This is a genomic window from Arsukibacterium perlucidum DSM 18276, from assembly GCF_000382165.1.
GTDB lineage: Bacteria > Pseudomonadota > Gammaproteobacteria > Enterobacterales > Alteromonadaceae > Alishewanella > Alishewanella perlucidum.
The window spans coordinates 75,652-100,212 of sequence record NZ_KB907704.1 but is presented as its reverse complement, the minus strand read 5'-3'; the positions used below and the strand labels follow the sequence as shown (position 1 = coordinate 100,212).

At 47.4% G+C, this 24,561-nt stretch carries 23 protein-coding genes; 14 read left to right on the top strand and 9 right to left on the bottom strand.

The annotated features are described in order from the left end of the window. Positions 1-14 precede the first annotated feature (14 nt). Entirely contained in the window at positions 15-647 is a 633-nt protein-coding gene (locus H141_RS0104690; protein WP_019675088.1) for a choice-of-anchor H family protein, read from the top strand. A 125-nt stretch (positions 648-772) separates the two neighbouring features. Here the strand turns inward: H141_RS0104690 and H141_RS0104685 are convergent, their stop codons facing one another. Both H141_RS0104685 and H141_RS0104680 read right to left on the bottom strand, forming a co-directional pair. Next, complete coding sequence (locus H141_RS0104685; RefSeq protein ID WP_019675087.1) at positions 773-1,837, bottom strand: hypothetical protein; 1,065 nt, start codon at positions 1,835-1,837, stop codon at positions 773-775. Positions 1,838-1,955: 118 nt separating this feature from the next. After that, positions 1,956-3,347, bottom strand: a complete 1,392-nt coding sequence (locus tag H141_RS0104680; RefSeq protein WP_019675086.1) for a PhoH family protein — start codon at positions 3,345-3,347, stop codon at positions 1,956-1,958. A gap of 257 nt (positions 3,348-3,604) precedes the next feature. On the opposite strand from H141_RS0104680, the gene rapA reads away from it, so the two are divergent. The 5 genes from rapA (at position 3,605) to H141_RS0104655 (ending at position 9,754) form a co-directional block, all read left to right on the top strand. Beyond that, positions 3,605-6,514 carry an RNA polymerase-associated protein RapA gene (gene rapA / locus H141_RS0104675; RefSeq protein ID WP_026349232.1) on the top strand — a complete coding sequence of 970 codons (2,910 nt, stop codon included), beginning with the start codon at positions 3,605-3,607 and terminating at the stop codon, positions 6,512-6,514. Position 6,515: 1 nt separating this feature from the next. Beyond that, positions 6,516-7,172 (top strand): RluA family pseudouridine synthase, encoded by a 657-nt coding sequence (locus H141_RS0104670; protein WP_019675084.1) that lies wholly within the window; start codon positions 6,516-6,518, stop codon positions 7,170-7,172. 208 nt (positions 7,173-7,380) lie between these two features. Then, positions 7,381-8,469: an OmpA family protein gene (locus tag H141_RS0104665; protein WP_019675083.1), complete on the top strand. Its 1,089-nt coding sequence runs from the start codon at positions 7,381-7,383 to the stop codon at positions 8,467-8,469. Positions 8,470-8,576: 107 nt separating this feature from the next. After that, positions 8,577-8,942 (top strand): hypothetical protein, encoded by a 366-nt coding sequence (locus H141_RS19850; RefSeq protein WP_019675082.1) that lies wholly within the window; start codon positions 8,577-8,579, stop codon positions 8,940-8,942. Positions 8,943-8,968: 26 nt separating this feature from the next. Further along, positions 8,969-9,754, top strand: coding sequence for a DUF3530 family protein (locus tag H141_RS0104655; protein WP_019675081.1), 786 nt, complete (start codon positions 8,969-8,971; stop codon positions 9,752-9,754). 10 nt (positions 9,755-9,764) lie between these two features. Here H141_RS0104655 and djlA read toward each other — a convergent pair whose 3' ends face one another. Further along, positions 9,765-10,547 (bottom strand): co-chaperone DjlA, encoded by a 783-nt coding sequence (djlA, locus tag H141_RS0104650; RefSeq protein ID WP_019675080.1) that lies wholly within the window; start codon positions 10,545-10,547, stop codon positions 9,765-9,767. Positions 10,548-10,720: 173 nt separating this feature from the next. Between djlA and H141_RS0104645 the strand changes: the two genes are divergently transcribed. The 7 genes from H141_RS0104645 to H141_RS0104615 all read left to right on the top strand — a co-directional run bounded on the left by H141_RS0104645 (position 10,721) and on the right by H141_RS0104615 (position 19,370). Continuing rightward, positions 10,721-12,979 carry an LPS-assembly protein LptD gene (locus tag H141_RS0104645; protein ID WP_026349231.1) on the top strand — a complete coding sequence of 753 codons (2,259 nt, stop codon included), beginning with the start codon at positions 10,721-10,723 and terminating at the stop codon, positions 12,977-12,979. A gap of 11 nt (positions 12,980-12,990) precedes the next feature. Next, positions 12,991-14,280 carry a peptidylprolyl isomerase SurA gene (gene surA, locus H141_RS0104640; RefSeq protein ID WP_019675078.1) on the top strand — a complete coding sequence of 430 codons (1,290 nt, stop codon included), beginning with the start codon at positions 12,991-12,993 and terminating at the stop codon, positions 14,278-14,280. Then, on the top strand, positions 14,281-15,264 hold the full coding sequence (gene pdxA, locus H141_RS0104635) for a 4-hydroxythreonine-4-phosphate dehydrogenase PdxA (RefSeq protein WP_019675077.1): 984 nt from the start codon (positions 14,281-14,283) through the stop codon (positions 15,262-15,264). Positions 15,265-15,267: 3 nt separating this feature from the next. Continuing rightward, the gene (gene rsmA / locus H141_RS0104630; RefSeq protein ID WP_019675076.1) at positions 15,268-16,083 is read left to right on the top strand and encodes a 16S rRNA (adenine(1518)-N(6)/adenine(1519)-N(6))-dimethyltransferase RsmA; all 816 of its coding nucleotides are present in this window, start codon (positions 15,268-15,270) and stop codon (positions 16,081-16,083) included. Then, positions 16,076-16,453 (top strand): Co2+/Mg2+ efflux protein ApaG, encoded by a 378-nt coding sequence (gene apaG, locus H141_RS0104625; RefSeq protein WP_019675075.1) that lies wholly within the window; start codon positions 16,076-16,078, stop codon positions 16,451-16,453. Before rsmA ends, apaG begins: the two co-directional genes overlap by 8 nt. Continuing rightward, positions 16,453-17,256, top strand: a complete 804-nt coding sequence (locus H141_RS0104620) for a symmetrical bis(5'-nucleosyl)-tetraphosphatase (RefSeq protein ID WP_019675074.1) — start codon at positions 16,453-16,455, stop codon at positions 17,254-17,256. Before apaG ends, H141_RS0104620 begins: the two co-directional genes overlap by 1 nt. Positions 17,257-17,357: 101 nt before the next feature. After that, a complete protein-coding gene (locus H141_RS0104615; protein ID WP_019675073.1) occupies positions 17,358-19,370 on the top strand; it encodes a HAMP domain-containing methyl-accepting chemotaxis protein in 2,013 nt (670 codons plus the stop codon). 78 nt (positions 19,371-19,448) lie between these two features. Here the strand turns inward: H141_RS0104615 and H141_RS0104610 are convergent, their stop codons facing one another. The 5 genes from H141_RS0104610 to rplU form a co-directional block, all read right to left on the bottom strand. Continuing rightward, positions 19,449-19,829, bottom strand: a complete 381-nt coding sequence (locus tag H141_RS0104610) for a DUF3718 domain-containing protein (protein WP_019675072.1) — start codon at positions 19,827-19,829, stop codon at positions 19,449-19,451. Between the two features lie 74 nt (positions 19,830-19,903). Next, entirely contained in the window at positions 19,904-20,392 is a 489-nt protein-coding gene (gene folA / locus H141_RS0104605; RefSeq protein WP_019675071.1) for a type 3 dihydrofolate reductase, read from the bottom strand. Between the two features lie 8 nt (positions 20,393-20,400). Continuing rightward, positions 20,401-21,561: an Obg family GTPase CgtA gene (gene cgtA, locus H141_RS0104600; protein ID WP_019675070.1), complete on the bottom strand. Its 1,161-nt coding sequence runs from the start codon at positions 21,559-21,561 to the stop codon at positions 20,401-20,403. A 132-nt stretch (positions 21,562-21,693) separates the two neighbouring features. Next, positions 21,694-21,951 carry a 50S ribosomal protein L27 gene (rpmA, locus tag H141_RS0104595; protein ID WP_019675069.1) on the bottom strand — a complete coding sequence of 86 codons (258 nt, stop codon included), beginning with the start codon at positions 21,949-21,951 and terminating at the stop codon, positions 21,694-21,696. A gap of 15 nt (positions 21,952-21,966) precedes the next feature. After that, a complete protein-coding gene (gene rplU, locus H141_RS0104590; RefSeq protein ID WP_019675068.1) occupies positions 21,967-22,275 on the bottom strand; it encodes a 50S ribosomal protein L21 in 309 nt (102 codons plus the stop codon). Positions 22,276-22,503: 228 nt separating this feature from the next. On the opposite strand from rplU, the gene ispB reads away from it, so the two are divergent. After that, positions 22,504-23,475 carry an octaprenyl diphosphate synthase gene (gene ispB, locus H141_RS0104585; RefSeq protein WP_019675067.1) on the top strand — a complete coding sequence of 324 codons (972 nt, stop codon included), beginning with the start codon at positions 22,504-22,506 and terminating at the stop codon, positions 23,473-23,475. Between the two features lie 66 nt (positions 23,476-23,541). Here ispB and mdh read toward each other — a convergent pair whose 3' ends face one another. Continuing rightward, the gene (gene mdh / locus H141_RS0104580; protein WP_019675066.1) at positions 23,542-24,480 is read right to left on the bottom strand and encodes a malate dehydrogenase; all 939 of its coding nucleotides are present in this window, start codon (positions 24,478-24,480) and stop codon (positions 23,542-23,544) included. Between the last annotated feature and the right edge of the window lie 81 nt (positions 24,481-24,561).

Here is a 24,561-nt window from a genome sequence, read left to right as displayed (position 1 = left end):
AAGGAGAACTGCTTATGAAAACCCTACTGAAAACAGCAGCCACAATACTACTATTCATCCCTTTGCTAAGCTGGGCAGACAGTATCAGCACTGAACTGAGAAGCCAGCAACAAAGTGTAATACAGACAGCTAAAGTGCGCAGTGCAGCCGTTAACCAGAGTTATCAATCTGATGTCTGGTTTCACAGCATTGATATCAGCCTGGCACGGGATAACAATTACAATGGTTATTTCCATCAGTTGTACGTTGAATTTGATGCCGATACCGACTACGCCTATCGCCAGGTGTTTGCAGAGTTAAGCCTGACGCCCGATTATGGTTATGAGCGTGTTTACTATACCAGTTCCGTGTTTGAATTAAGGAGCCAAAACAGCAACGACTGGTTGGGAATAGAAACTGACTTGCAACATCAGTATCCGACTAACTTTTATCTGTTAACCATCCGGATTTTCGATGCCAGCACTGGCTATTTGTTAGCTGAAGCATCTGGATATGACCTGAGCGCGTTGGATGCCTTAACCCTGGAGGATTATCAGCGCGATCAGATCCAAACCAGCAGCAGCGTTGAAGTATCAGCCGGCTCTACTGGCATCGCCATGTTGATAGCGTTATGCTTGTTGCTATTCAGGAGCCGGGAGCAACATTGATTGAGAAAAGGTTTTTTTTACTTTTTCAGGTACTTCATTCCTACCCCGCATCATCACTACTGGCGGCAGACGCTGAGCTAATGCCACCCGGGGGGGGGTAGCCAGGTCACTGGAAATGTATATTGTTAATCAGTTTTTTTCTTATCGACCGTTTTAAGCTGACTTACTCTTTCAAATAAATCCTGCCAGCCATCCGGCACACGTCGCACCCCGGCCTGATCGTTAGCCAGCCTGTCAATATGAATCGATAACCGCTGTAACGGCCCCATAATTTTTCGTTTATAACGCCTGGCAAGTATCCAGGCCAACGCCAGTAAAACGCCGGCATAACTCAACCAGTACAGCATAAAACTTCCCAGGCCGGCATTAAACACTGAACTACGTTTATCAATCAGAGCCACTGACCAGGGCAAACCTGCCAAACGTTGTATTTGTAATTGATACTGCTCCAGGTTATCACTATTAATAAATTTAGAACTGGCAATAACGTTACCCGCCTGGTCGAGCAGTAAAAAATAGCGGTCAGGGTTATGCTTTTCAAGGTTTGCCAACAATGGCGCCAATTCCAGCGCCAGGACAAATCGACCAATTTTACGCTCGTTGACGTAAAAAGGGACGCTCATCGCGGCCTGCTCAAGAATAAAGTCTTTATAAAAAACCGGATTGCGGTCGTAATTATTTTCTGAACGCTGATGGCGCTGCAACCAGGCAATAAGCTGCTCGACAATATAATCAGACCATTTACGCTGACCGTTGAAGGCAAACCCCTGTTCGGATAAATAGTACAGATTTTTCAACGGGGCAATACTGGCCGGGGCAATATCGAAATAGGGTTGCAGCTGCAGCAACATTTGCAGCTCCTGATTATGTGGCGCACTATCGGCTGACAGCTCCTGCAGCATCACATCGGTAGTTGTCAGCGACATTACCGCTATTTGCCCTGCCGCAGGATCTGCCAGCTGCATACCAAGCTGAGCGCGGGTTTTAACCGCTTCTGCAAACTGCAATACAGGGTTAACCTGAGCATCTATCTGCTGAGCAAACATTTCCAACTGGCGCTGGTTATGTTTCAGGCTGGCGTTGAATTGCAGTAGAAACTGGACAAAAGCAGCAGTAAAACTGAGCAATAATATTATCAGTAAGGAAAATCTGACAGTTCTGTTGTATACAACATAAGCGGGACTGGACATGCAACTCCTTTGCATTTTGCTACTTTTAAAATTTTGCAAATCCTAGACCATTTCGGCTCATAAGCAAACAGTGGCGGTGGCTTTTTTGTCCACCGCCACGGTAAAATGAAAAGTAGAATTATAAATTAGCTTCTGCAAAAGAGGCCAACCGGCTGCGTACCACGCCATTAAGATTGATAGTGGTACTTCCCTCAAAGTTTTTAAAACGTTCAACAATATAAGTTAAACCAGAGGTTACGGCAGTCAGGTAATTACTGTCAATTTGCGACAAATTACCAGAGCAAATCAGTTTAGTCCCTTCGCCGCAGCGGGTAATAATGGTTTTCAACTGAGCCGCACTTAGGTTCTGACATTCATCGAGGATCACAATCGCATTCTGAATACTGCGGCCACGCATAAAATTAACTGACTTAAACTGAATATTTGCTTTCTCCATAATGTAATTCACACTGGCATGAGGGTGTTCATCTGTTTTGTGCAACACCTCTAATGAGTCGGTGATAGCAGCCAGCCAGGGCGCCATTTTTTCTTCTTCGGTTCCAGGTAAAAAACCAATCGACTCAGCAATTTCCGGGGTATTACGGGTAACAATCACTTTGTCATACTGGCCTCTTTCGATCACCAGCTCCAGTGCAGCAGCCAGTGCTATCAGGGTTTTACCGCAGCCGGCAGGGCCGGTCAGGATCACCAGGTCCATTTGCGGGTCGAGCAAAGCTTGCATGGCCATCGCCTGATAAATATTTTTCGGGTGAATGCCCCAGGCATGGCGATGCATTAAGCGCTCATACCCAAAATCCAGGATCTTGATTTCCTGCTCGGTGATCGCCAGCACCCGGCCGGCAAAGGTTTCAGCTTCATCAATCAGATATTCATTAATATAGGCGTTGGGTAATAGCTTGCGGCTAACATAGTGTACCGTGTCCCGCCCTTCATTTTCACTGCGACACTCACCAACCTGGCTCCAGAACTCACCGCTGAATTTAAAATAGCCTTTATAAAGAAAACGCACATCGTCAATTAACTGGTCAGTCCGATAGTCTTCAACCTGCTTCAGCCCGGCTCCTTTCGCTTTCAGCCGCATATTAATATCTTTGGTAACCAGAATAACTTTAACCGGCCCCTTTTCACGCTGCAGATACAGCGCCGTATTGATAATTAAATGGTCATTTTCACCACCGGGCAAGCCGGGAATTTCGTCTTTAATATGATGATCATTGATGATAAATAAATGCCCGCCGCCCAAATGTTCGTTTTGGCGTGGCAATGCAACCCCTTGCAGCATTTGCTCAGGTGATGCATCCCGCAGCACGTCTTCCAGCGCCCGGATAGCTACCCTGGCATCTCTGCTAACATCTTTGTTGCGGTCTTTGATGTGGTCCAGTTCCTCAAGCACCGTCATCGGGATGACGACATCGTGTTCTTCAAAATTCAGAAAGGCGAAGGGTTCATGCAGCAAAATATTGGTGTCTAACACATAGATTTTCTTTTCTTTGCTTTTTTTTCGCGCCATACGCAGCTCCTTCAAACGATACTAAGTTAACCTGTTATCTATGGATGTTGATGCAAGCTTAATTAAGCATAGTGCAACTGCGCCGCCTGGCGCTGAATTCGTGAATTAAATATGTAATTTGCTGTTAAATTACTGTGCGACACTATCGTGACAAAGGCATGACAATACGCAAACACAAAATAAAGCCCGCGTGACAGATGCAGTTTTATCAATTTACTAGTACCATGGCGCCCCGATTTTATGATGGTAACTGTGATATGAATTTTGCTTTGGGACAACGCTGGATCAGCGATACGGAATCTGATTTGGGTTTAGGTACTCTGGTCGGCATCGAGGGTCGGATGTTAACGCTGTTGTTCCCAGCTTCAGGCGAAACCCGGCAGTATGCTCAGGCCGAGGCGCCACTTACCCGGGTTGTATTTAATGTTGGTGATGAAATAAAAAGTGCTGAGGGTTTCAGTTTACTTGTTACCGCAATAAATGAGTCACATAACACCCTGATTTATAGTGGCAACCGTACCGATAATGGCGAAAAAACCGAACTTAAAGAAACCTTTCTTGACCACTTTATCAGTTTTAATAAGCCGCAAGACCGCTTATTTGCTGGTCAGATTGATCGGTTCGATAACTTTACCCTGCGTTATCTGGCCTGGCAGCAGCAGAGCCGGTTGCAACAAAGTCCGCTGCGTGGTTTGCAAGGCGGACGGATGAACCTTATTCCGCACCAGCTGCATATCGCAGAGGAAGTTGCCAGCCGGCATGCACCAAGGGTGCTGCTGGCCGATGAAGTCGGCCTGGGCAAAACAATTGAAGCAGGCCTGATTATCCATCAGCAGCTATTGTCCGGTCTGGCCCAGCGGGTACTGATAGTGGTGCCTGAATCACTGCAGCATCAGTGGCTGGTCGAAATGCTGCGCCGGTTTAATCTGCATTTCTCAATATTTGATGAAGAACGCTGCCAGCAATCGCAACTGGATGTCAGCAACCCATTTGATACTGCTCAGCTGGTACTTTGCAGCCTGGAATTTATCAGTAGCAATAAGCAGTGGCTGGAGCAGGCGCAAAGCAGCGACTGGGATTTACTGGTAGTAGACGAAGCTCACCACTTAACCTGGTCGGCAGAACATGTCAGTAAAGAATACCGCTGCATTGAAAGCCTGGCACAGGACACAGCCGGCGTTATTCTGCTAACTGCAACCCCGGACCAGTTAGGCCAGCAAAGCCACTTTGCCCGTTTACGGTTGCTGGACCCTGATCGCTTTTATGACTATCAGGCCTTTATTGACGAGCAAACGCAGTATCAGCAAATTGCCGCAACCGCAGCCGGGGTTATTGAAACCAGTCCGCTCAGTGACGAGCTGGCTAACTCGCTGCAACAACTTATCCACGAGCAAGATATCAGCCCGCAGCTGGCGTTATTACGCCAGCCAGAACAATCACCAGCCGTGGCGCAAGCCCGGCAGCACATCCTGGCAAAACTGCTCGACCGGCATGGTACCGGCCGGATATTATTCCGCAACAGCCGGGCCAGTATTAAAGGTTTTCCCGCCCGGCTAGAGCGGCCGGTCGCTCTGGATTTACCAGAGCAATACCAGAACGCGCTTAAGGTATATCACAACCTGAATAATAGCAGCCCGGCTGCAGAAATGGCCCAGGCTAATTTATTTCCGGAGCAGGTATTTCAGGCATTCGAAGGTAGCAGCAGTCAATGGTGGCAATTTGACCCCCGGATTGACTACCTGACAACACTGCTGAAACAACACAAACCTGCCAAGTTTCTGGTAATTTGCGCGGCTGCCGAAACGGCGCTGGCAGTGGAAGAAGCATTACGGCAGAAAGAAGGGATCCGGGCGGCAGTGTTTCATGAAGGCATGTCCATTGTCGAACGCGATAAAGCCGCAGCCTATTTTGCCCAGGAAGATTACAGCGCTCAGGTTCTGGTATGTTCGGAAATTGGCAGTGAAGGACGCAACTTTCAGTTTGCTCATCATCTGGTGTTGTTTGACTTACCACTCAACCCTGACTTACTTGAGCAGCGGATTGGCCGGCTTGATCGGATAGGCCAGCAACATGATATTCAGCTGCATATTCCATACTTTAAAGACACTGCCCAGCAAGTGCTGCTCGACTGGTATCAGCAAGGCCTGAATGCGTTTGTTAAAACCTGTCAGACCGGCCGGACAGTCTACGAGCAGGATGCTGTTTCCCTGTTAAACCTGCTGGCAGCAATGCAGCCTGACCCAACCAATGTACAACAATTAATAGCACACAGCCGGCAGCGGCATCAGCAACTGCAGCAACAGCTGGAACAAGGCCGTGATAAGCTACTAGAACTTAACTCTGCAGGCGGAGAAAAGGCCAGACAATTGGCGGCAGATATTGCAAAAACAGATGCGGATGTTCAGTTGCCAATGCTGATGTTTCAGGCCTGGGACTTATTGGGTGTTAATCAGGAAGACCGCTCCGACACCAGTATTGTGCTGACCCCTGCAGAACATTTGCGCTGTGCTTACCCCGGGCTTGAAGATGAAGGCGTAACGGTGACCTTCGACCGTGATACCGCGCTGGCGCAGGAAGATATCCAGTTTTTAAGCTGGGATCATCCTATGGTTACCGGCACCCTGGACCTGCTACTTAATGACAATCTGGGCAATACGGCTGTGGCACTTCTGCCAAACAAAGCACTGCCGGTTGGCAGCTATTTTATCGAACTTATTTACGTCGTTGAAGCAAGTGCACCTGTCAGTCTGCAAATTGGTCGTTATTTACCGGGTACACCAATCCGGTTACTGCTGGACAAAACCGGCAATGACTTAGCAGCCAAAGTACCCTTTGATAATTTTAATCGTCAGTTGAAACCCGTTGGCAGGCAAACCGCCAGCAAACTGGTAAATGCCTTACAAAATTTGATCCACCCACTGTTCAGTAACAGTGAAGTCAACGCGATGGCGCAATTGGCGACATTACAGCAGACAGCTTTGGCTAAAATGCAACAGGCTTTGCAAGCTGAGCAACAACGGTTAACTGCGTTAAAGCAAATTAATCCGCTTATCCGACAGCAGGAAATTGATATGCTGAGCAGCAAACAACAGCAACTGACTGAATACATCAGCAAAGCGCGCTTAAAACTGGATGCAATACGGCTTATTGTGGTGAATCACGATTAACATGAGTTTATTTAATTATCAGCCGCCACTGAGTCCCTATCTTGATATCATTTATCAGGATGACGATATTTTGGTAGTCAATAAACCCAGTGGCTTGTTATCAGTTCCGGGTAAGGCGGCTGAGCACCGGGACTGCCTGGAATACCGGGTTAAATTAGTGCTACCGACTGCCCGGATAGTTCACCGGCTGGATATGGCGACCTCCGGGGTAATGGTATTAGCATTGCATGCAGACGCTCAGCGGGAGCTCAACCGGCAGTTTCAGTTGCGCCAGACCCATAAACAATACATTGCCAGAGTCAGTGGCCTGGTAACTGCAGACTCCGGCACCATCAACTTACCGTTAATCTGTGACTGGCCAAACCGCCCCAGACAAATGGTTTGCTACCAAAGGGGCAAAGCATCTGTCACCCACTATAAGGTACTGGAACGCACAGCTAATGTAAGCCGGCTATTGCTAACTCCGGTTACCGGCCGCTCACATCAGCTGCGGGTGCATATGCAAATGATTGGCCATGCAATTCTCGGTGATAAATTTTATGCTGACGCTGCAACATTTGCGGCCGCAGAGCGTTTACAATTACATGCTCAAACATTATCGTTGCAACATCCCTCCAGCGGAAAAACAATTATTTTTTCAGTAAACTGTTCTTTTTGACTTCTTTTTACAAATATTAACCCCATATTCAGATTACTGGCTTATCATACTCAGCATGTTAGGTTGTTAAATAACAAATTACTGTACTATTTTTAAATAAAGAATAAATTTTAAATACAAAACGACTTGTAATATAGATGGCAGACGAGTAGTGAACAGGCGTAATAAACTGACTACTGAAATGCTGGATTAATCTAAGGAGAAATGGATGAAACTTAAAATTACCGCCCTTGCTGTACTGGCTGCCCTGCCGTTTATCAGCACACAAACCCTTGCACAATCAACTCCTGCCGCAGATTTGGAGAATAGAGTATTTGGTTCTGTTTTTGGTGAATATTACATGCCAGATACTGATAAAACAGAATCAGCCAACTGGAACTTCATGGAGAAGGACTGGGGTTACGGCATTGAGATTGGCTATTATCTGAATGAAAGCTGGGCTCTTCGAGCTGAATTCGCGAAGCTTGACCTGAGTTCTAAACTTGATGGCTCTGATTCCGATGGCAATCGTTTAGGCATTGATGTTATGTACCATTTGGCAAGCATGCCCTCAACATACGTGGTCGGTGGTTTGAAGCGCATGGATGCTGTTCAAAGTTCAACAGCTTTTAACATTGGTGTTGGTTACAAACATTTCTTCAATCAGAATTTTGGTTTATTTGCAGAAGCTAATCGTTACCAAGGTATTGACGAAAGCTATGCCGACGCCGGAATTAAATTGGGTATGACTTATCTGTTTGGGTCTGCTGCAGCCAAAGTTGCACCAACTCCTGCTCCGGCCCCAGCTCCAGCTCCGGCTCCGGTACAACCTGCGAAGCCAGCAGACAGCGATAACGACGGCGTAACAGATGCAAATGATCGCTGCCCTAACACTGCAGCAACTCATCAGGTCGACCCACAGGGTTGTACGGTCTTTACTGAGGAAATGCAGCGGGTTGGTGATGTTGATATCGAAGTTAAGTTTGGCTTTGACTCAGCGTCAGTATCTGCTGACCAGCGTTCAGAAGTTATCCAGCTAGCGGCCTTTATGAAGCGCTTCCCGGAATCAGAAGTGGTTATTGAAGGTCATGCTTCTAACATCGGTAATCCGTCATACAATATGCTGTTGTCGAAACGTCGCGCACAATCGGTCGCTGACATTCTGACCGGCGAAGGCGTAGAGTCTTCACGTATTACTGCTGTCGGTTACGGTGTTACCCGGTTACGGGTTCAGGGAAATACCCCGGAAGCTCATGCCGCTAACCAGCGCATTGAAGCAAAAGTGACAGCGAAAGTTAAAGAGCCAGTATTGCGTTAATTTTCCTACGCTTAACAAAAAACCGCCAATTCTGGCGGTTTTTTTATTGCCGCACTAAAGACTTCCTGCTAGTTTTAATCGACTTAAAGCCGTTTCAGGAAGTCGATATGTTTATGCAAGCTATAAGTCGTTACTGTGTTAGTGCCACAGTATTAGCCTGTGTTACCTTCAATTTACAGGCTGAGCAGCCAGCAACCCTGGTGCAGGCAGCTCATGTTTGTACCGATGAAAGAGAAACCCAACGTCTGGCGATTAATGATCAACTCCGGGAAATGGCCAAGGCACTGGCAGAATTTAAACCCACTACATTTTGCTTTATCATGCAGCCTTCATTAGCTGTGCTGGTACTTGAAAAGGGTGAAACCTATGTAAAGTTCAGTCACGACAGCAAAGTGATGTATACCTTCCCTGAATATATTCATGCTGACGATGCTGCTAATGTTATGGCGGGCTTTGCCGATAACGACCTATAACTGAGGTTAGGTTAAGCAGGTGAAATTTGAACCCTACGCAAGGTGCGGTCAGAGCTTGGCTGGTATTTGCTGCAACACTACTGACAACAGCAGTAGCGCAGGAAATGCCAACGCTTCAACAGTTATCGCAGCAAGATTTACAACGGCAACTGCTGGCAGATGAAGTCACTGAGCTAACTACTGATAACGGTAACTTTTTAGTGCTGCAGCGACAAGCGTTAACCAGCTATACCAAAGGTACCGCCATTTTAGTACCGGATATAAGCGAACATGCCGCCAGTCCAAATCAGATAGACTCACTTCGTCAGCAACTTAATGAGCATGGCTGGCATACCCTGGCGATAATGCCGCCGGATACAGCACTTTTTGAACTATCCTCTGCTGCAGAAGAATATCGCCAACAACTGGCTCAGCGCTTGCAGGCAGCAATGCGCCAGGCAGGACAACAACAAGGTAATACCGTAGTTATTGCCAAAGGCAGTAGCGCGGCATTGTTAAACCAGTTATACGCAACAGAGCAGCTGACCGGGCCAGCAGCATTTATCATGCTGGGCGCCTATTTACCAGATCACAACTTAAACAGAGAATTGGCCCGTCATATTGCCGAACAATCAGTACCAACATTAGATATCAGCCACCAGCGTGATAACCGTTTTGCCAATGCTAATCTGAAACTGAGACAACAACTGGTCGCACGTAACCTGAAAGCACAGTACCGGCAACGTCAGCTAACAGGCACATATTACGACGAGGATATCCATGCCTGGGTCCTGAAAGAAATCACAGGTTGGTTGCATAGTCTGGGCCTGTGAGCCCTGCTGGCTATTGCCGATTCTTTAGCAGTTCATAAGCAGCCTGAATTTCCTGAGTCCGCCGTTTTGCAACATCCAGCATGGCGGCGGGTACGCCTTTGGCCATTAATTTGTCGGGGTGGTGTTGCGCCATTAATTTCCGGTAAGCGCGTTTTAGTTCCTTTTCACTGCAGTCGCTACTGACACCCAGCACCTTATACGCGTCCTGCACTGCATTGGCCGCAGGACGCCTGCTGTCACGCTGATTAAACCGTTGCTGCGCCCGATAGGCCGCTAGTAACTGTTCCAACCGAATGTGAGATACATCCAGTTGCAGCGCAACCTGTTGCAGCAGTAGCTGCTGTTCATGACTCATCGGGCCCTCAGCATTGGCAATACCAAGCTGAATTTCAATAAAGTATTGGATTACATCGCTCTGGCGGCCATAGTGCTGATAAAACGCTTGCAGCTGCGCTGTCAACGGGAAGTTACTTGCTTTGCCATCACGAAAAGCCGCTTGCGCTTCTTGTTGCTGCGCCTCATTCAGCCCCAATTGCTGCATAAAATGCCGGGCCTGACGAATATGAGCCGGGGTAACCAGGCCTGTTGCTTTAGCGATATGGCCCATGGTGGCAAAAGTCGTATACATAAACAGACCTTGCTGCTCAGCTGATTCGTGAAAAATCCCTCTGAACCTCGCAAGATTTGCGCCCACTTTGACATCGAACCAGTGCCCCAGAATCAGGCCGATAAACAGTCCGGGTAGCCTGAGCAATGCCAGACCAAACAAGGCGCCGAGAATTTTACCCCACAAAGTATTTTCCTCTTAAAATGAACTACGCAGTATTTGCTGCTCTAAGATAGCGAAACAGGACAGTGACCGCAGTAAAGCCGCACTATATCGGATTAGCAGGAAATCTAAAATTGATTTATCATAGCGGGCTAATCATATCAAAAACATCATAAATCTGGGGCAGAGAATACTGGATGAAAGTATGGTTCACCGGAATAACTATCACAGGCTTGCTCTGTAGTCAGCTGCAAGCTAATGAACCTGTAATCCCTATGTGTTATCAGCCACTCACCCAGCCTGCCGTGTTAGGTAATCTGGACCCGGATGATAACACCGTGCGGATCAACTCCGATGACGCCGACCTGCGTGGGAATCAGACTGCGTTTTTTAACGGCAATGTTGAAATTATTCATCGTGATACCTTGCTAACCGCCCCCACTGCTCGCTTCAGCCGCACAGAACGACGTATTTTTGCTGACGGAGGTATAGAATATTTCGATAGCAGCTTAAACGTGTCTGCCAGTTCATTTATTGCTAATACCGCGGATAACGAAGCTGTCATCAGTGATGCTCATTATCAGTTTATTGCTCAGGCGGGCCGCGGTTATGCCGAACGCCTGCAAGCCAGTCCTGAGCAAATAAGGTTAGACCAGGCTTTATTTACTACCTGCCCGACGCAGGACGATAGCTGGGCGTTGCATGCCAGTGATATTAAAATCAACAAAGGAGAAGGTTGGGGGTCCGCCAGCAACGCTATTTTTAAAGTTAAAGACATCCCTGTATTTTATCTGCCCTACCTGACGTTTCCTGTGAATGAGCAAAGAAAAACAGGCCTGCTATTACCCAAAATTGGCAGCTCTCAGTTATTAGGGCTTGATGTAGAACTGCCTTACTATATTAACCTGGCAGAAAACTACGATCTGACCCTGACTCCCCGCTACATGAGCAAACGTGGCACCCAGCTTAAATCAGAGTTTCGTTACCTGACCACAGCTCATCAGGGCATTATGCAGCTTGAATATCTAAATGCAGATAACGATAAACCAGCAGGTTTTGGTAGCCGTTACCTTAGTCATTTAAATCATCGTTCTGATTTTACAGCCAACTGGCGTGGTTACATCGACTTTACCGATGTCAGTGACGATGCCTACTTAACTGAGCTCGGCTCTGATTACACCAATCAAAGTGATACCCAGCTGTACCGGGAAGCTACCCTTGCTCATTATGGCGAAAACATTAACAGTAAAATCAGGCTGCAGGGTTTTGAAATACTGGGTAATTTTTCTGACGCTTATAAAACCCTGCCCGAAATACAGCTAAGCTCTGCCAGGCCGTTACCGGTTTTCAAACCGCTACAACTAGTTTGGCAGGCCAGCTATGCCCATTTTAAAAATGATACTGCCCTGCTCAGTACTGCCAACCGGCTGCACCTGGAACCGACTCTGCGCTTACCTTTTATTACTCCGGCACTGGAATTCACCGCCGAAGCCAGCATGCTCTACACTTACTACCAGCAAGACAGTAACCAGCAAACAGCGGATATTGATCGCAGCGTTACCAGGACGCTGCCGAAATTAAGGTTATACAGCAGGTTAAATCTGGAACGTGAATATGATTGGTTTGGAGAGCCAGCGCTACAAACTTTTGAACCACAAATTCAATATTTATACATCCCTTACCGGCAACAAAACAACATTGGTTTATATGACACAACCCGGTTGCAGGATGATTATTACGGTTTATTCCGGCAGAACCGTTTTTCTGGCATTGACCGGATTAATGAAGCCAATCAGTTAACAGTTGGCTGGACTACCCGCTTTTACGACAACGTCGACAACGAACTATTCCGGTTTAGTCTGGGCCAAATCTTTTTTCTGCAAGACCCGGTAGAAACCGCCGACAACCTGACTGAGAACCAAACCGCTACCGACTCTGTACTGGCCGCTGAAATGATCTGGCATTGGTACCGTAAATGGTATTTCAGTGCGGCAACCCAATACGATATTGATGGCCAGCAAATCATAAAAAGTAATGCCAGTCTGGATTATCGCGGCAGTGAGAATACCTTGCTGCAATTGAACCATCGATACAGTCGCGCTGTCTCAGGCTTAGAAATTCAGCAACTGGGTGTGCTTGGCACTGTGCCTCTGGCTAAAAACTGGCAGCTTGTCGCCAGTTACTATCGTGATGTCACAAATCATCGTATGATAGACGCCAATTTTGGCGTGCAATATGAGTCATGCTGCTGGGCGGTCCGACTGGTAGCAAGGCGTCATATTGTGGCAAACCTCGATACCAATATTGACAATGCTTTGCAATTTGGTGAGCTGGACAGCGGGCTCAGTCTGCAATTTGTCTTAAAAGGTTTCGGCGACAAAGCCGGTTTTGGCGTATCTGACATGTTGTCAAATGGCATTTTTGGCTACCGCCGGCCATATTTACTAACTAATTAGTGTAGGAATTTATGAAGTTACAGCAAGTTATCTGTCTGGCTTTTATCGGCTGTTTAAGTTTTTCCAGTCTCGCAGCCGAGAAGGAGATCGATCGGATCGCCGCTATTGTTGATAATAGCGTCGTTCTGAAAAGCGATATTGATGATGTCGTTAACCGGGTTAAACGTAATGCCCAGGCCCAGGGCCAAACCTTACCTTCAGATCAGGCCCTGCGTACCCAGGCGATGGAACGGTTAATTTTAACCAGTCTGCAATTGCAATTAGCACAGCGGATGGGACTGCAAATCAGCGACGCTCAGCTTGACGACACCATTCGCAATATAGCCCAGGGAGAAAACCTCAGTCTGGAAGCGTTCCGGCGTCAGGTTGAGGCAGAAGAAGGCGATTATGAGCGCTTCCGTGAAAAACTCCGGGAAGAAATTATTACCAATGAGGTAATTCGCGGTAGTGTGCAGCGCCGCATCTATATCAGCCCACAGGAAGTTGACAGCCTGCTGAAATTAATGGAAGAGCAAGGTGCAGTCAGTGAAGAATATAATCTGGGCCATATCCTGATTGCAATTCCAAGTCAGGCCACGCCTGATGATATCAGCGCAGCCAAAGATCGGGCAGATAAAGTGATGGAGTTGCTGCAAAGCGGGAGTGATTTCAGACGTATTGCCATCGCTTCGTCTTCCGGAGGTAAAGCACTGGAGGGTGGTGAGCTTGGTTTTATGAATATCAATGAGATGCCAACCCTGTTTTCAGAGAGTATCCGTGACAAGAAAAAAGGCGATTTAATCGGACCTATGCGCTCTGGCGCAGGTTTTCATATTTTAACTATTTTTGATATAAGAGGCGAAAACGTTGCCGAAATTCAAGAAGTTAAATCTCGCCATATTTTAATTAAACCCTCAATTATTCTGAGTGAAGAACGCGCCCGCAACACCCTGAATGATTTTGTGACCAAACTGCGCGCCGGTGAGGCAGACTTTGCCGAATTAGCCAAAGCCCATTCTGAAGACCCTGGTTCAAAAATGAACGGTGGCGAGCTGGGCTGGAGTGAACCACAGGTCTTTGTTCCAGCATTCCGCGATACCCTGTTGCGGTTAGCGCCTGATGAAATTAGTGAGCCATTTCGCACTGAGCACGGCTGGCATATCGCTCAGGTACTGGATAAAAGAGTAGTCGATGCGACAGCTGACAAAAAACGCGAGCAGGTCTACCGGATGATTTATAACCGTCGCTTCAATGAAGAGTCGGCAAACTTCCTGAAAGAAATTCGCGATGAAGCCTTTATCGATGTATTACCGGAGAGTTAGATGACCCTGCGTATTGCTGTAACCCCCGGTGAGCCAGGGGGTATAGGCCCGGATCTGGTAGTAGCACTGGCCCGTCAGGACTGGCCGGTTGAACTGGTAGTGTGCTGCAACGCAAAATTATTGAGCGACCGTGCCGCTGCGCTGGGTATTGATTTAACGTTATTACCCTATAACAGTAAGGCACCAGCTAAAGCTCAGCGCGCAGGAACACTTACCATTGCTGAGTTTGCCCTGGCAGAACCGGTGCAGCCAGGTGTGCTGAATGCCGCAAATGGCCAGTATGTTGTCAATACCCTGCAGTTTGCCGGCGAAAACGCTATTAGTGGTGGCTTTGCTGCCATTGTTACCGGTCCGGTGCATAAAGGGATTATTAATAAAGCCGGTATTCCGTTTAGTGGCCATACCGAGTTTTTTGCTCATCAGTCTAACACCCCTTATGTGGTGATGATGCTTGCCACTGAAGGCTTGCGGGTTGCTCTTGCCACTACCCACATCCCTTTAGCTTATGTAGCAAAAGCGATTACCCGTGATCGGCTGCTGAAAGTTATCACCATTCTGCACCATGATTTAAAGCACAAGTTTGCTATTGAAAAGCCGCGAATTTATGTTTGCGGCTTAAACCCGCATGCCGGCGAGGATGGCCATCTGGGCCGGGAAGAGCTGGACATTATCAGCCCAACCCTGGATGAACTGCGCGCACAAGGCATTGACTTAGTTGGCCCACTGCCCGCAGACACCTTGTTTCAACCCAAATATCTGGAAGATGCCGATGCCGTGCTGGCGATGTACCATGACCAGGGCTTGCCGGTTCTTAAATATAAAGGCTTTGGTCGTTCGGTAAACATCAGCCTGGGCTTACCGTTAATCCGAACCTCTGTAGATCATGGTACGGCTCTGGATCTTGCCGGCAGCGGCAAAGCAGATCCCGGCAGCTTATTTCACGCGGTAAATCAGGCCATTACTCTGGCACAACAAGCGAATTAATTTATGACCGACAATGTTCATCAGGGCCATCGCGCCCGTAAGCGATTTGGCCAGAACTTCCTGCATGACCCACACGTTATTGGCCGGATAGTAAAAGCTATCGCGCCCAAGTCGACTGATGTACTGGTAGAAATTGGCCCAGGCCTGGGCGCTCTTACCGAACCTGTAGCCGAGGAAGCCGGTAAACTGATCGTAGTGGAGCTGGATCGCGACCTGGCTGAACGTTTAACCCAACATCCTACCCTGGCTGACAAGTTAACGGTCTATCAGGCCGATGCGATGAAGTTTGATTTTGCGTCGTTGCTGAAACCTGGTGAGAAATTAAAAATTTTTGGTAACCTGCCCTACAATATCTCTACACCTTTGTTATTTCATTTATTTGAGTTTGCTGACCATATCCATAACATGCATTTTATGCTGCAAAAGGAAGTCGTGCAGCGCATGACAGCCAGCCATGGTAGTAAAACATTTGGTCGCTTAAGTGTAATGACCCAATACTACTGTCAGGCAATTCCGGTGGTTGAAGTAGGCCCGGGGGCATTTAAACCTGCGCCAAAAGTTGACTCTGCCGTAGTAAGGTTACTGCCCTATCCGATTGCTGAACGTGCAAAAGTTGATCCGGCTGTGTTAAACAGAGTATGTTTAGAAGCTTTTAATCAGCGTCGTAAAACACTGCGCAATGGCTTTAGTAATTTCGCAACCGCAGAGCAGATAAGCGCATTGGGGATTGACCCGACCATCAGGCCGGAGCAATTACCGGTCAGCGGTTTTATCAAAGTTGCGCAGTGGTTGGCAGAGCAGGAAAATCAACATGAGTAAGCCGTTCGATATTCAGGTAAAAGTAGACAATTTTTATTTAGGGGCACAATCTGATCCCGCAGAAAACCGTTTCGTGTTTGCTTATACCATTACTATCGAAAATCACAGCACACAGCAGGTAAAATTGCTGAAGCGATACTGGCTGATCACCGATGCTAATGGCAAGCAAGCTGAGGTATACGGCGATGGTGTAGTTGGTGAACAACCGGAACTTGCTCCTGGCACCAGCTACAGTTATACCAGTGGCGCCGTACTGGAAACGCCTGTAGGAACCATGCAGGGCCATTATGAAATGATAAGCAGTACCGAGCAAATGTTTAATACCGCTATCCCGGTATTCCGGCTGGCCATGCCTAACATTCTTAACTGATGGCAACTTATGTTATAGGCGACGTGCAGGGATGCTTTGATGCCTTGCAACGGCTGCTAGATCATATCAGCTTCAACTCTGCCAGCGATAAACTTTGGTTTTGTGGTGATTTAATTGCCCGCGGTCCTGACTCTCTGGCGACATTAAATTTTGTGAAATCTCTTGGTGGCAGTGCCCAATGCGTGCTGGGCAATCACGATTTACATTTTCTTGCCTGCCATTTCGGCTTCAGCAATATCAAACCAAATGATAAACTTCAGCAATTGCAGCAAGCGCCAAACCTGCCGGAGTTGGTAGACTGGCTATTGCAACTGCCACTTATTCATCAGAGCAATGATAAACAACAGTTGATGGTTCATGCCGGCTTGTCTCCGGAGTGGACACTGCATGAAGCCCAAGCGGCTACATCGGCAGTCAGCCATCAATTAATCCATCAACCGGAACAAATTTTTGCTATTATGTATGGCGATACGCCAAGCATGTGGCAACAGGCAGAAACGGAACAGCAACAATGGCGCTATACTATTAACGCCTGTACCAGAATGCGCTTTTGTCAGCCTGATGGTGCCCTTAGCTTGCAGGAGAAGGGCAATCCAACACAGCTGAACAATCTGGTACCTTGGTATGAATTCTGGCGGACCAAGCCTCACCCAGAGCTGTTTTTTGGCCACTGGGCTGCGTTAAATGGTTACAGCCCGATCCAGAATATTCATGCACTGGATACAGGCTGTGTCTGGGGTAATTCCCTGACTGCTTATTGTATCGAACGCCAGCAACGTTATAGTGTTGCCGGCACAGTATAAATGGTTTGATGCCAGCACAACGAAACTACTGAAACCAGTCTTGTTATGCAGGAAATCTTAAGCTAAGGTGCTTAAAGAAAACACTTAAAGTGGGAGTTATTATGAAGTTAACCGTAGCTTTGCGGGTAATGGGCGGCTTTGCCATCATTTCTCTGTTATTGCTGTTTATCGGTGTTACCGCCTATATCAGCTTAAATAATATCAGTAACGCCACCACTGAAGTGAATGAAGTCTCCATTCCGGCACTGGAAAACAGCGCCACGATGAAAACCGAGTTTGTGACAATGAGTCGCGCCAGCTTGCAGGGCTTTTATGCAGATACGCTGGAAAAAACAGCTACAGTGAATCAGCAGTTTAATACTGAAAAAGCCATTTACGATAAAGCAGCTGACGCATTACGGCAGGCAATTGAACAGCATCCGGAATTAAAAGACGGTTCAGAGCAGGTAAATGAAACTTACCGCGACTTCATAGAAGCCAGTACTAATCTGCAACGCAGATTAGACAGCAATATCCAACTGCGAACCACTATTGCCAACAAGTTAGGGGATCTTGAGTTTAGTTCAGATGACATGGCCTCATTAATTCTCGATTTTACTGATGTACGTGATGTTCAGCGCCGCTTTCCGCGCGCCTATCAGGCCGCAACGCAGATTGAAACCGGTATAAACACCCTGATTAATAACGTTATTGATTTAAACCGCACTGAAACAGATACAACGGTTGCTACCGTTAGCAATGAAATCGCTTTCCGCTTACAGGAGCTTCGGGAGCAAGTTACAATTATTCAGGATGAAGCAGGTAGCGCAGTCAGCATGACCGCCGATATCGAAGATAAAGTGCAGCAAATATCCGGCTTTTTAGAGGGCAGCGATGGTATCCCGGCGTTGAAAGTTCAGCTATTGGCTGGTGTAGCAGATGCAGAAGCTCAGTTGACTACCGCCAATAAACTTACTCAAACGGGTATGCAGAAGCTAGATAACTTGTTGATACTTACCAGAAATGCTGCTGAAGAAATTCAACAACATGCGACCTCTGACGTAAACAATGCCATTACCTGGATTTTTGTTGTTGTTATTATTTCTATATTACTTTCTGTAATTATTGCGACTGTTACCGTTAAACGTATTGTGAAACCACTGGCAGAAGTGAACAGTATGCTCGGTATAGTTGCGTCAGGCGATTTAACCAAAACACTGGATGCTTCAGCAAAAGATGAGTTTGGTGAACTGGCACGTAACGTCAATAAAGTTGTAAGCAATCTGCAGCAGCTGATCCAAGGTATTATTTCCCGCTCTACTCAGCTGGCAGCCGCTTCCGAGCAAACATCTGCCATCACAGTCCAGACAACTCAGGCAATTCGTGAGCAGAAGTCACAGGTTACCCAGGCCGCAACTGCAACAACAGAAATGAGCAGCACCTCGCAGGGTGTATTGCAAAGCTCGAATGATGCGCTTGCTGAAATTAAAAACGCTGATAAAGAAGCAGAGCGGGTTAAAGGTATCTCACTTGATAATAAGAGCACCATTATCCAGCTTTCTAAAGAGGTTGAACAAGCGTCTGTAGTGATCAATAAGCTGCACAAAGACAGCGCTTCTATCGGCAGCATCCTCGATGTTATTCGTGGTATAGCTGAACAAACAAACTTGCTGGCTCTGAACGCCGCTATTGAAGCAGCCCGCGCCGGTGAACAAGGTCGGGGGTTCGCGGTTGTAGCTGATGAAGTAAGGTCACTGGCCAGCAAAACTCAGGCCTCTACTCAGGAAATCCAAGCGATGATCCAGGTTCTGCAAAGCGGAGCCCAGGCTGCGGTTGAGGCGATGAACAAAGGTAAAAAACAAGCGGAAAACTGTGTAACTCAAACGGAAGTTGCCACCTCAGCGCTGGATTCGATTACCCATGCAGTGCACCTGGCACACGATATGAGTGAACAGATTTCCAGTGCTGCCAAAGAGCAGAATCAGGTATCGAATGAAATCAGTCAGCTACTTGAATCTATTGTTGCCATTGCCGAAGAAACCGCCTCTGGTGCTGAGCAAACTTCAGACTCCAGCCATGAGGTAGCAAGGTTAGCAGAGGAATTGCGCCAATCGGTAGAACAGTTCCGGGTATAACTACCAGGTACTAACTGAATATAACGGGCACAAATAAAAAATCCGCTTAATCAGCGGATTTTTTTATTCACAATAAAGTTAGTCTCCAGCACCGGCGCGATCTTTTAATGCAGCCAATAATGGTGAATCAGCAAAGCCATTGCTTTCGGCCCAGGCAATATCACCTGAATCAGCTACCTGGGAGCCTGGTAATTGCCTGACAATAAACTCACCTACATCAGGAGCATTGCTTCTGAAAGCATGCCGGATTAACGGTTCACCATTGCAAACAACTCCATCATAGATATTACGCAGACGCAAACGGTAGTCACTGAGTACTTTGCGTAAACGGTTTCTATCGTTAGCCGCCACATAATCGCACATAGAGGCCGCTAACTGCTGATCTGCAACAGCTACTGGCGACATAAAAACAGCGGCGGTTAACGCGGCTGTGCATAATAAGGTGGGCACCAATCTCATTTACTACTCCTCAGCTGGATCGTTAACCAGCATCTTAGCAACATGTCACAATCTGTGCAAATGCCGCACAACTTCTAATTGCGCTGCAACGTAATAAACCGGCATGAGTAGGGATTTACTGTATCGGCCGGATGGCGTTGTTCAGCCACCAGCTGCCAGCTGCCAGCTGCCTGGTAATCAGGGAAATAAGCATCGCCGTCTACTGCCAGCTCTATTTCAGTTAAATATAAGGTATCCGCCAGTGGCAGGCATTGCCGGTAAATCTCACCACCACCAATGATCATAATTTCGGCAATGTTGGAAACTGCAGCGAGTGCTTGCTCAACACTGCCAAACCACTCTGCACCTTGTTTGTCATCTGGTGTTGTCCGGCTTACTACCAGATTGCGCCTTCCAGGCAACGGCCGGCCGATAGACTGAAAAGTCTTGCGACCCATCAATACCGGCTTGCCTATGGTAATCGCTTTGAAATGCTTTAAATCGGCAGGTAAATGCCAGGGCATCTGGTTTTGTTTTCCAATGACCCGATTTTTCGCCATTGCAGCTATCATCGCAATTTTCATGCTACACCCTAGCGCTGATATATTACTTCGACATCATAGTCGTCGTCATCAAAGTCGTCATCATCATCCAGATCGTCTACCAGCTGGCTGGCAGCATCGTCATGATAATCATCCCATTTGAAATGAACCGGATCTGCTACTTCAGTATCAACCTGCTCAGTGGGTAACTCTTCAATATAACTCAGGATATCTGCAGCTAACCGTTCAGTATTAGTGCGACCGGCCGCAGAAATTTTAAACACCGGGCCTTGCCAGTCGAGGGCCTTAGTTACCTCAGAGATTGTTTGTTCCAGCTCATCATCCAGCACTAAATCCAGCTTGTTAAATACCAGCCAGCGTGGCTTGGCTGCCAGTTTACTACTGTATTTGTGAAGCTCCTGAATAATGGTTTTAGCATTTTCAGCCGGATCAGAGCCATCGGCCGGCAGTACGTCAATAACGTGCAGTAATAAGCGGCAACGCTCCAGATGTTTTAAAAACTGAATGCCCAGGCCAGCCCCTTCGGCGGCACCTTCAATCAACCCGGGTATATCGGCAATCACAAAAGAGCGGTGCGCTTCAACTCTTACTACACCAAGATTAGGCACCAGCGTGGTAAATGGATAATCGGCTACTTTTGGCTTGGCGGCTGAAACTGAGCGAATAAGAGTCGACTTCCCGGCATTAGGCAAGCCTAGCAGGCCTACATCCGCCAACAGCAACAATTCGAGCCGTAAATTGCGGATTTCACCCGGCGTACCATTGGTTTTTTTGCGAGGTGCGCGGTTAGTACTACTGGCAAACCGGGCATTACCCAAACCATGCCAGCCGCCTTTAGCCACCATTAGTTTCTGGCCATTAGTAGTTAAATCGCCAATAACTTCATCGGTGTCGATATCGACAGCACGGGTACCAACCGGTACCCGCAGTTCTAAATCGACGCCACGTTTACCGGTACAGTTAACACTGCCACCATTCTGGCCACGTTCTGCACTATGATATTTTTCAAACTGGAAATCGACCAGAGTATTGAGGTTTTCATCAGCAACCAGGTACACGTCACCACCATCTCCGCCATCGCCACCATTCGGGCCGCCTTTAGAGATAAATTTTTCGCGTAAAAAACTGATAATGCCGTTCCCGCCATCGCCGGCTTCAACCCGGATTATCGCTTCATCTACAAACTTCATGTGTTGTGTCCTGATCCACTGTAAAAAACATAGGCGCATGCCGTAGCCGCTAAGTATAACCCATGTGATTGTGAGGGGAGAAAATTTATAAAAAAACCCCGCACCAGGCGGGGTTTTTTCAATATATATTGCTTATTCGCTAACGATACTAACGAATTTACGGTTGTGCTCGCCTTTCACTTCAAATTTCACTTTACCTTCGGTTAAAGCGAATAAAGTGTGGTCTTTACCGATGCCTACATTGCTGCCTGCGTGGAACTTGGTGCCACGTTGACGTACAATGATGCTACCAGCTAATACCGACTCACCACCAAAACGCTTAACACCTAAGCGCTTAGACTCTGAATCGCGACCGTTACGAGTGCTACCTACACCTTTTTTACTTGCCATGTGTCGATACTCCTGTTACGCGCTGATGCTGGTAATTTTAACTTCAGTAAACCACTGACGGTGACCCATCTGTTTACGTGAATGTTTACGACGACGGAATTTAACGATTTTAAGCTTATCGCCACGGCCATGATTGACCACTTCCGCTACAACCTTGCCACCTTCAACTAAAGGGGCACCAATACTGATCTCTTCGCCATTGGCGATCATCAGCGGGGTAAATTCAATCGTTGCGCCGGTTTCTAAGTCTAGTTTTTCTAGACGAAGCGTTTGACCTTCCGTCACACGGTGTTGTTTGCCACCACTTTGGAAAACCGCGTACATAATTAACTCCGTACAAGCCACGCCTACGCTATGCACTATTTATTGAGGCATCAGGGGCGTGTTTAATTCAAATCACAGGGCGCGAATTGTACGCAATTTACCAAATAGCCGCAAGCACAATTATAAAAAAGATCACAGAGTTGTGAAAAGGATCGAGATTCTCTTTATGCTGGCCGCCTCTATAGTGTAGAATTGCCGCCATTCTAAGGGTTTAGCAGTTGTTTTTTCATGACGCTTGACGACATACGCCAGCTCAGCGACGCTGATATGGCAGCAGTAAACCAACATATCTTTTCCCAACTGACGTCAGACGTTGCGCTGATCAACCAGCTGGGCATCTATATCGTAAATAGCGGCGGCAAACGTTTACGCCCCCTACTCGCGGTTTTGGCCGCCAGAGCGCTCGGTTATCAGGGCAATAAGCACCTGAGCGTCGCCGCTATTATAGAGTTTATTCATACCTCTACCTTGCTGCATGACGATGTCGTTGATGAATCGACGCTGCGTCGTGGTAAACAAACTGCTAATGCGGTGTTTGGCAACCAGGCCAGCGTGCTGGTGGGTGATTTCCTGTACAGCCGCTCATTCCAGATGATGGTATCACTGGATGATATGCGCATTATGCAAATCCTGGCTGACGCGACCAACGTCATTGCTGAGGGCGAAGTTCTGCAGCTGATGAACGTCAACGACCCTGATACCAGTGAACAAAACTACATGCAGGTTATTTACTGCAAAACCGCCAAGCTGTTTGAAGCCGCCACTCAATTAGCCGCTATTATTGCCGGGCAACCTGAAGCTGTGGTGAACAGTATGAAGCTATACGGCATGCATCTTGGAACTGCGTTTCAACTGATTGACGATGTCCTGGATTATCAGGCTGACGCTGCTGAACTGGGCAAGAATATCGGTGATGATCTGGCTGAAGGTAAACCTACCTTGCCGCTGATTCATGCGCTTAAACATGGCAACGCTGCCCAGCAGGCTCTGATTCGCAGCGCTATTATTGATGGTAATGGTATGGCACACCTGAACGAAATCCTGGCAGCAATGGAGCAAACTGAAGCTTTCAATTACACCCGGGCCATCGCCGAGCAGGAAGCAGAAAAAGCCCGCAGGGCGCTGGATCCGATAGCCCCTTCAGCTTATAAAGACGCCTTGCTGGCGCTGGCTGATATGGCCGTATCGCGCAGCCATTAATTGTTGTGATTTTTTGGAATCAATAAAAAAGGCGCTGAATGCGCCTTTTTGCTGTATCAATAACACTTAGTTATTTTTAACAAACTCTTCGCCAAGGGTGATATCGGCTTTTAAAGTGCCCAGCATATCACTCATCGCTTTTTGCTCGTAGCTGCTGAGCGGGCCAATTGGCAGTAACTTCTCTACGCCATTTTTGCCAAGCACCAATGGCTGGGCAAAGAAACGGGCATGCTCGCCGTCACCTTCAACATAGGCATATTCAGTTACTGACTCGCCCTGCAACCCTTTGATTAAAGAGATACAGAACCGGGCAGCAGCCTGACCCATCGATAGCGTTGCCGATCCGCCGCCAGCTTTAGCCTCTACTACTTCAGTACCCGCATTCTGGATGCGGTGAGTCAGTGATGCAACTTCCTCATCGCTGAAGCTAACGCCTGCAACCTGTGACAGCAGAGGTAAAATGGTGGTACCGCTGTGGCCGCCAATAACCGGCACTGTTACATCTTGCGGGTTTTTACCTTTTAACTCACCAACAAAGGTTTCAGCACGGATTACATCTAACGTAGTGACACCAAATAAACGACGGGCATCGTAAGTGCCTGCCTTTTTAAAGACATCAGCGGCAATTGCAACTGTGGTATTAACCGGGTTAGTAATAATACCTACCAATGCTTTCGGGCATTGCTGCACGATGGCTTCAGCCAGGTTTTTTACCACACCGGCATTAATGTTAAATAAGTCAGAACGGTCCATACCCGGCTTACGTGGCATACCCGCTGGAATCATTACAATGTCTGCGCCGGCTAATGCTTTGTTTAAATCTTCCTTACCAAACCCTGTTACTGATACTGCCGTCGGGATATGGCTTAAATCCACAGCTACGCCAGGAGTAACAGGCGCCAGATCGTATAAAGCAAGATCAGTACCCGCAGGTAAATCTAATTTCAATAATAACGACAATGCCTGGCCAATACCGCCGGCAGCACCTAATACGGCTACTTTCATGATTTTCTCCATATGTCAGGGTAAGATTAAACGCGCCAACAATACTGAACTGGCGCGGTAATTACAAACGGCTTAAGCCTA

Excerpts from the sequence above, each read along its gene's own strand:
- H141_RS0104690 (WP_019675088.1), top strand. The coding sequence starts at position 15 with ATGAAAACCCTACTGAAAACAGCAGCCACAATACTACTATTCATCCCT.
- H141_RS0104615 (WP_019675073.1), top strand. The coding sequence starts at position 17,358 with ATGAAGTTAACCGTAGCTTTGCGGGTAATGGGCGGCTTTGCCATCATT.
- H141_RS19850 (WP_019675082.1), top strand. The coding sequence starts at position 8,577 with ATGTTTATGCAAGCTATAAGTCGTTACTGTGTTAGTGCCACAGTATTA.
- rplU (WP_019675068.1), bottom strand. The coding sequence starts at position 22,275 with ATGTACGCGGTTTTCCAAAGTGGTGGCAAACAACACCGTGTGACGGAA.
- H141_RS0104620 (WP_019675074.1), top strand. The coding sequence starts at position 16,453 with ATGGCAACTTATGTTATAGGCGACGTGCAGGGATGCTTTGATGCCTTG.
- H141_RS0104610 (WP_019675072.1), bottom strand. The coding sequence starts at position 19,829 with ATGAGATTGGTGCCCACCTTATTATGCACAGCCGCGTTAACCGCCGCT.
- cgtA (WP_019675070.1), bottom strand. The coding sequence starts at position 21,561 with ATGAAGTTTGTAGATGAAGCGATAATCCGGGTTGAAGCCGGCGATGGC.
- folA (WP_019675071.1), bottom strand. The coding sequence starts at position 20,392 with ATGAAAATTGCGATGATAGCTGCAATGGCGAAAAATCGGGTCATTGGA.
- ispB (WP_019675067.1), top strand. The coding sequence starts at position 22,504 with ATGACGCTTGACGACATACGCCAGCTCAGCGACGCTGATATGGCAGCA.
- H141_RS0104645 (WP_026349231.1), top strand. The coding sequence starts at position 10,721 with ATGAAAGTATGGTTCACCGGAATAACTATCACAGGCTTGCTCTGTAGT.
- rpmA (WP_019675069.1), bottom strand. The coding sequence starts at position 21,951 with ATGGCAAGTAAAAAAGGTGTAGGTAGCACTCGTAACGGTCGCGATTCA.
- apaG (WP_019675075.1), top strand. The coding sequence starts at position 16,076 with ATGAGTAAGCCGTTCGATATTCAGGTAAAAGTAGACAATTTTTATTTA.
- H141_RS0104685 (WP_019675087.1), bottom strand. The coding sequence starts at position 1,837 with ATGTCCAGTCCCGCTTATGTTGTATACAACAGAACTGTCAGATTTTCC.
- H141_RS0104670 (WP_019675084.1), top strand. The coding sequence starts at position 6,516 with ATGAGTTTATTTAATTATCAGCCGCCACTGAGTCCCTATCTTGATATC.
- H141_RS0104680 (WP_019675086.1), bottom strand. The coding sequence starts at position 3,347 with ATGGCGCGAAAAAAAAGCAAAGAAAAGAAAATCTATGTGTTAGACACC.
- surA (WP_019675078.1), top strand. The coding sequence starts at position 12,991 with ATGAAGTTACAGCAAGTTATCTGTCTGGCTTTTATCGGCTGTTTAAGT.
- mdh (WP_019675066.1), bottom strand. The coding sequence starts at position 24,480 with ATGAAAGTAGCCGTATTAGGTGCTGCCGGCGGTATTGGCCAGGCATTG.
- H141_RS0104665 (WP_019675083.1), top strand. The coding sequence starts at position 7,381 with ATGAAACTTAAAATTACCGCCCTTGCTGTACTGGCTGCCCTGCCGTTT.
- rsmA (WP_019675076.1), top strand. The coding sequence starts at position 15,268 with ATGACCGACAATGTTCATCAGGGCCATCGCGCCCGTAAGCGATTTGGC.
- rapA (WP_026349232.1), top strand. The coding sequence starts at position 3,605 with ATGAATTTTGCTTTGGGACAACGCTGGATCAGCGATACGGAATCTGAT.
- pdxA (WP_019675077.1), top strand. The coding sequence starts at position 14,281 with ATGACCCTGCGTATTGCTGTAACCCCCGGTGAGCCAGGGGGTATAGGC.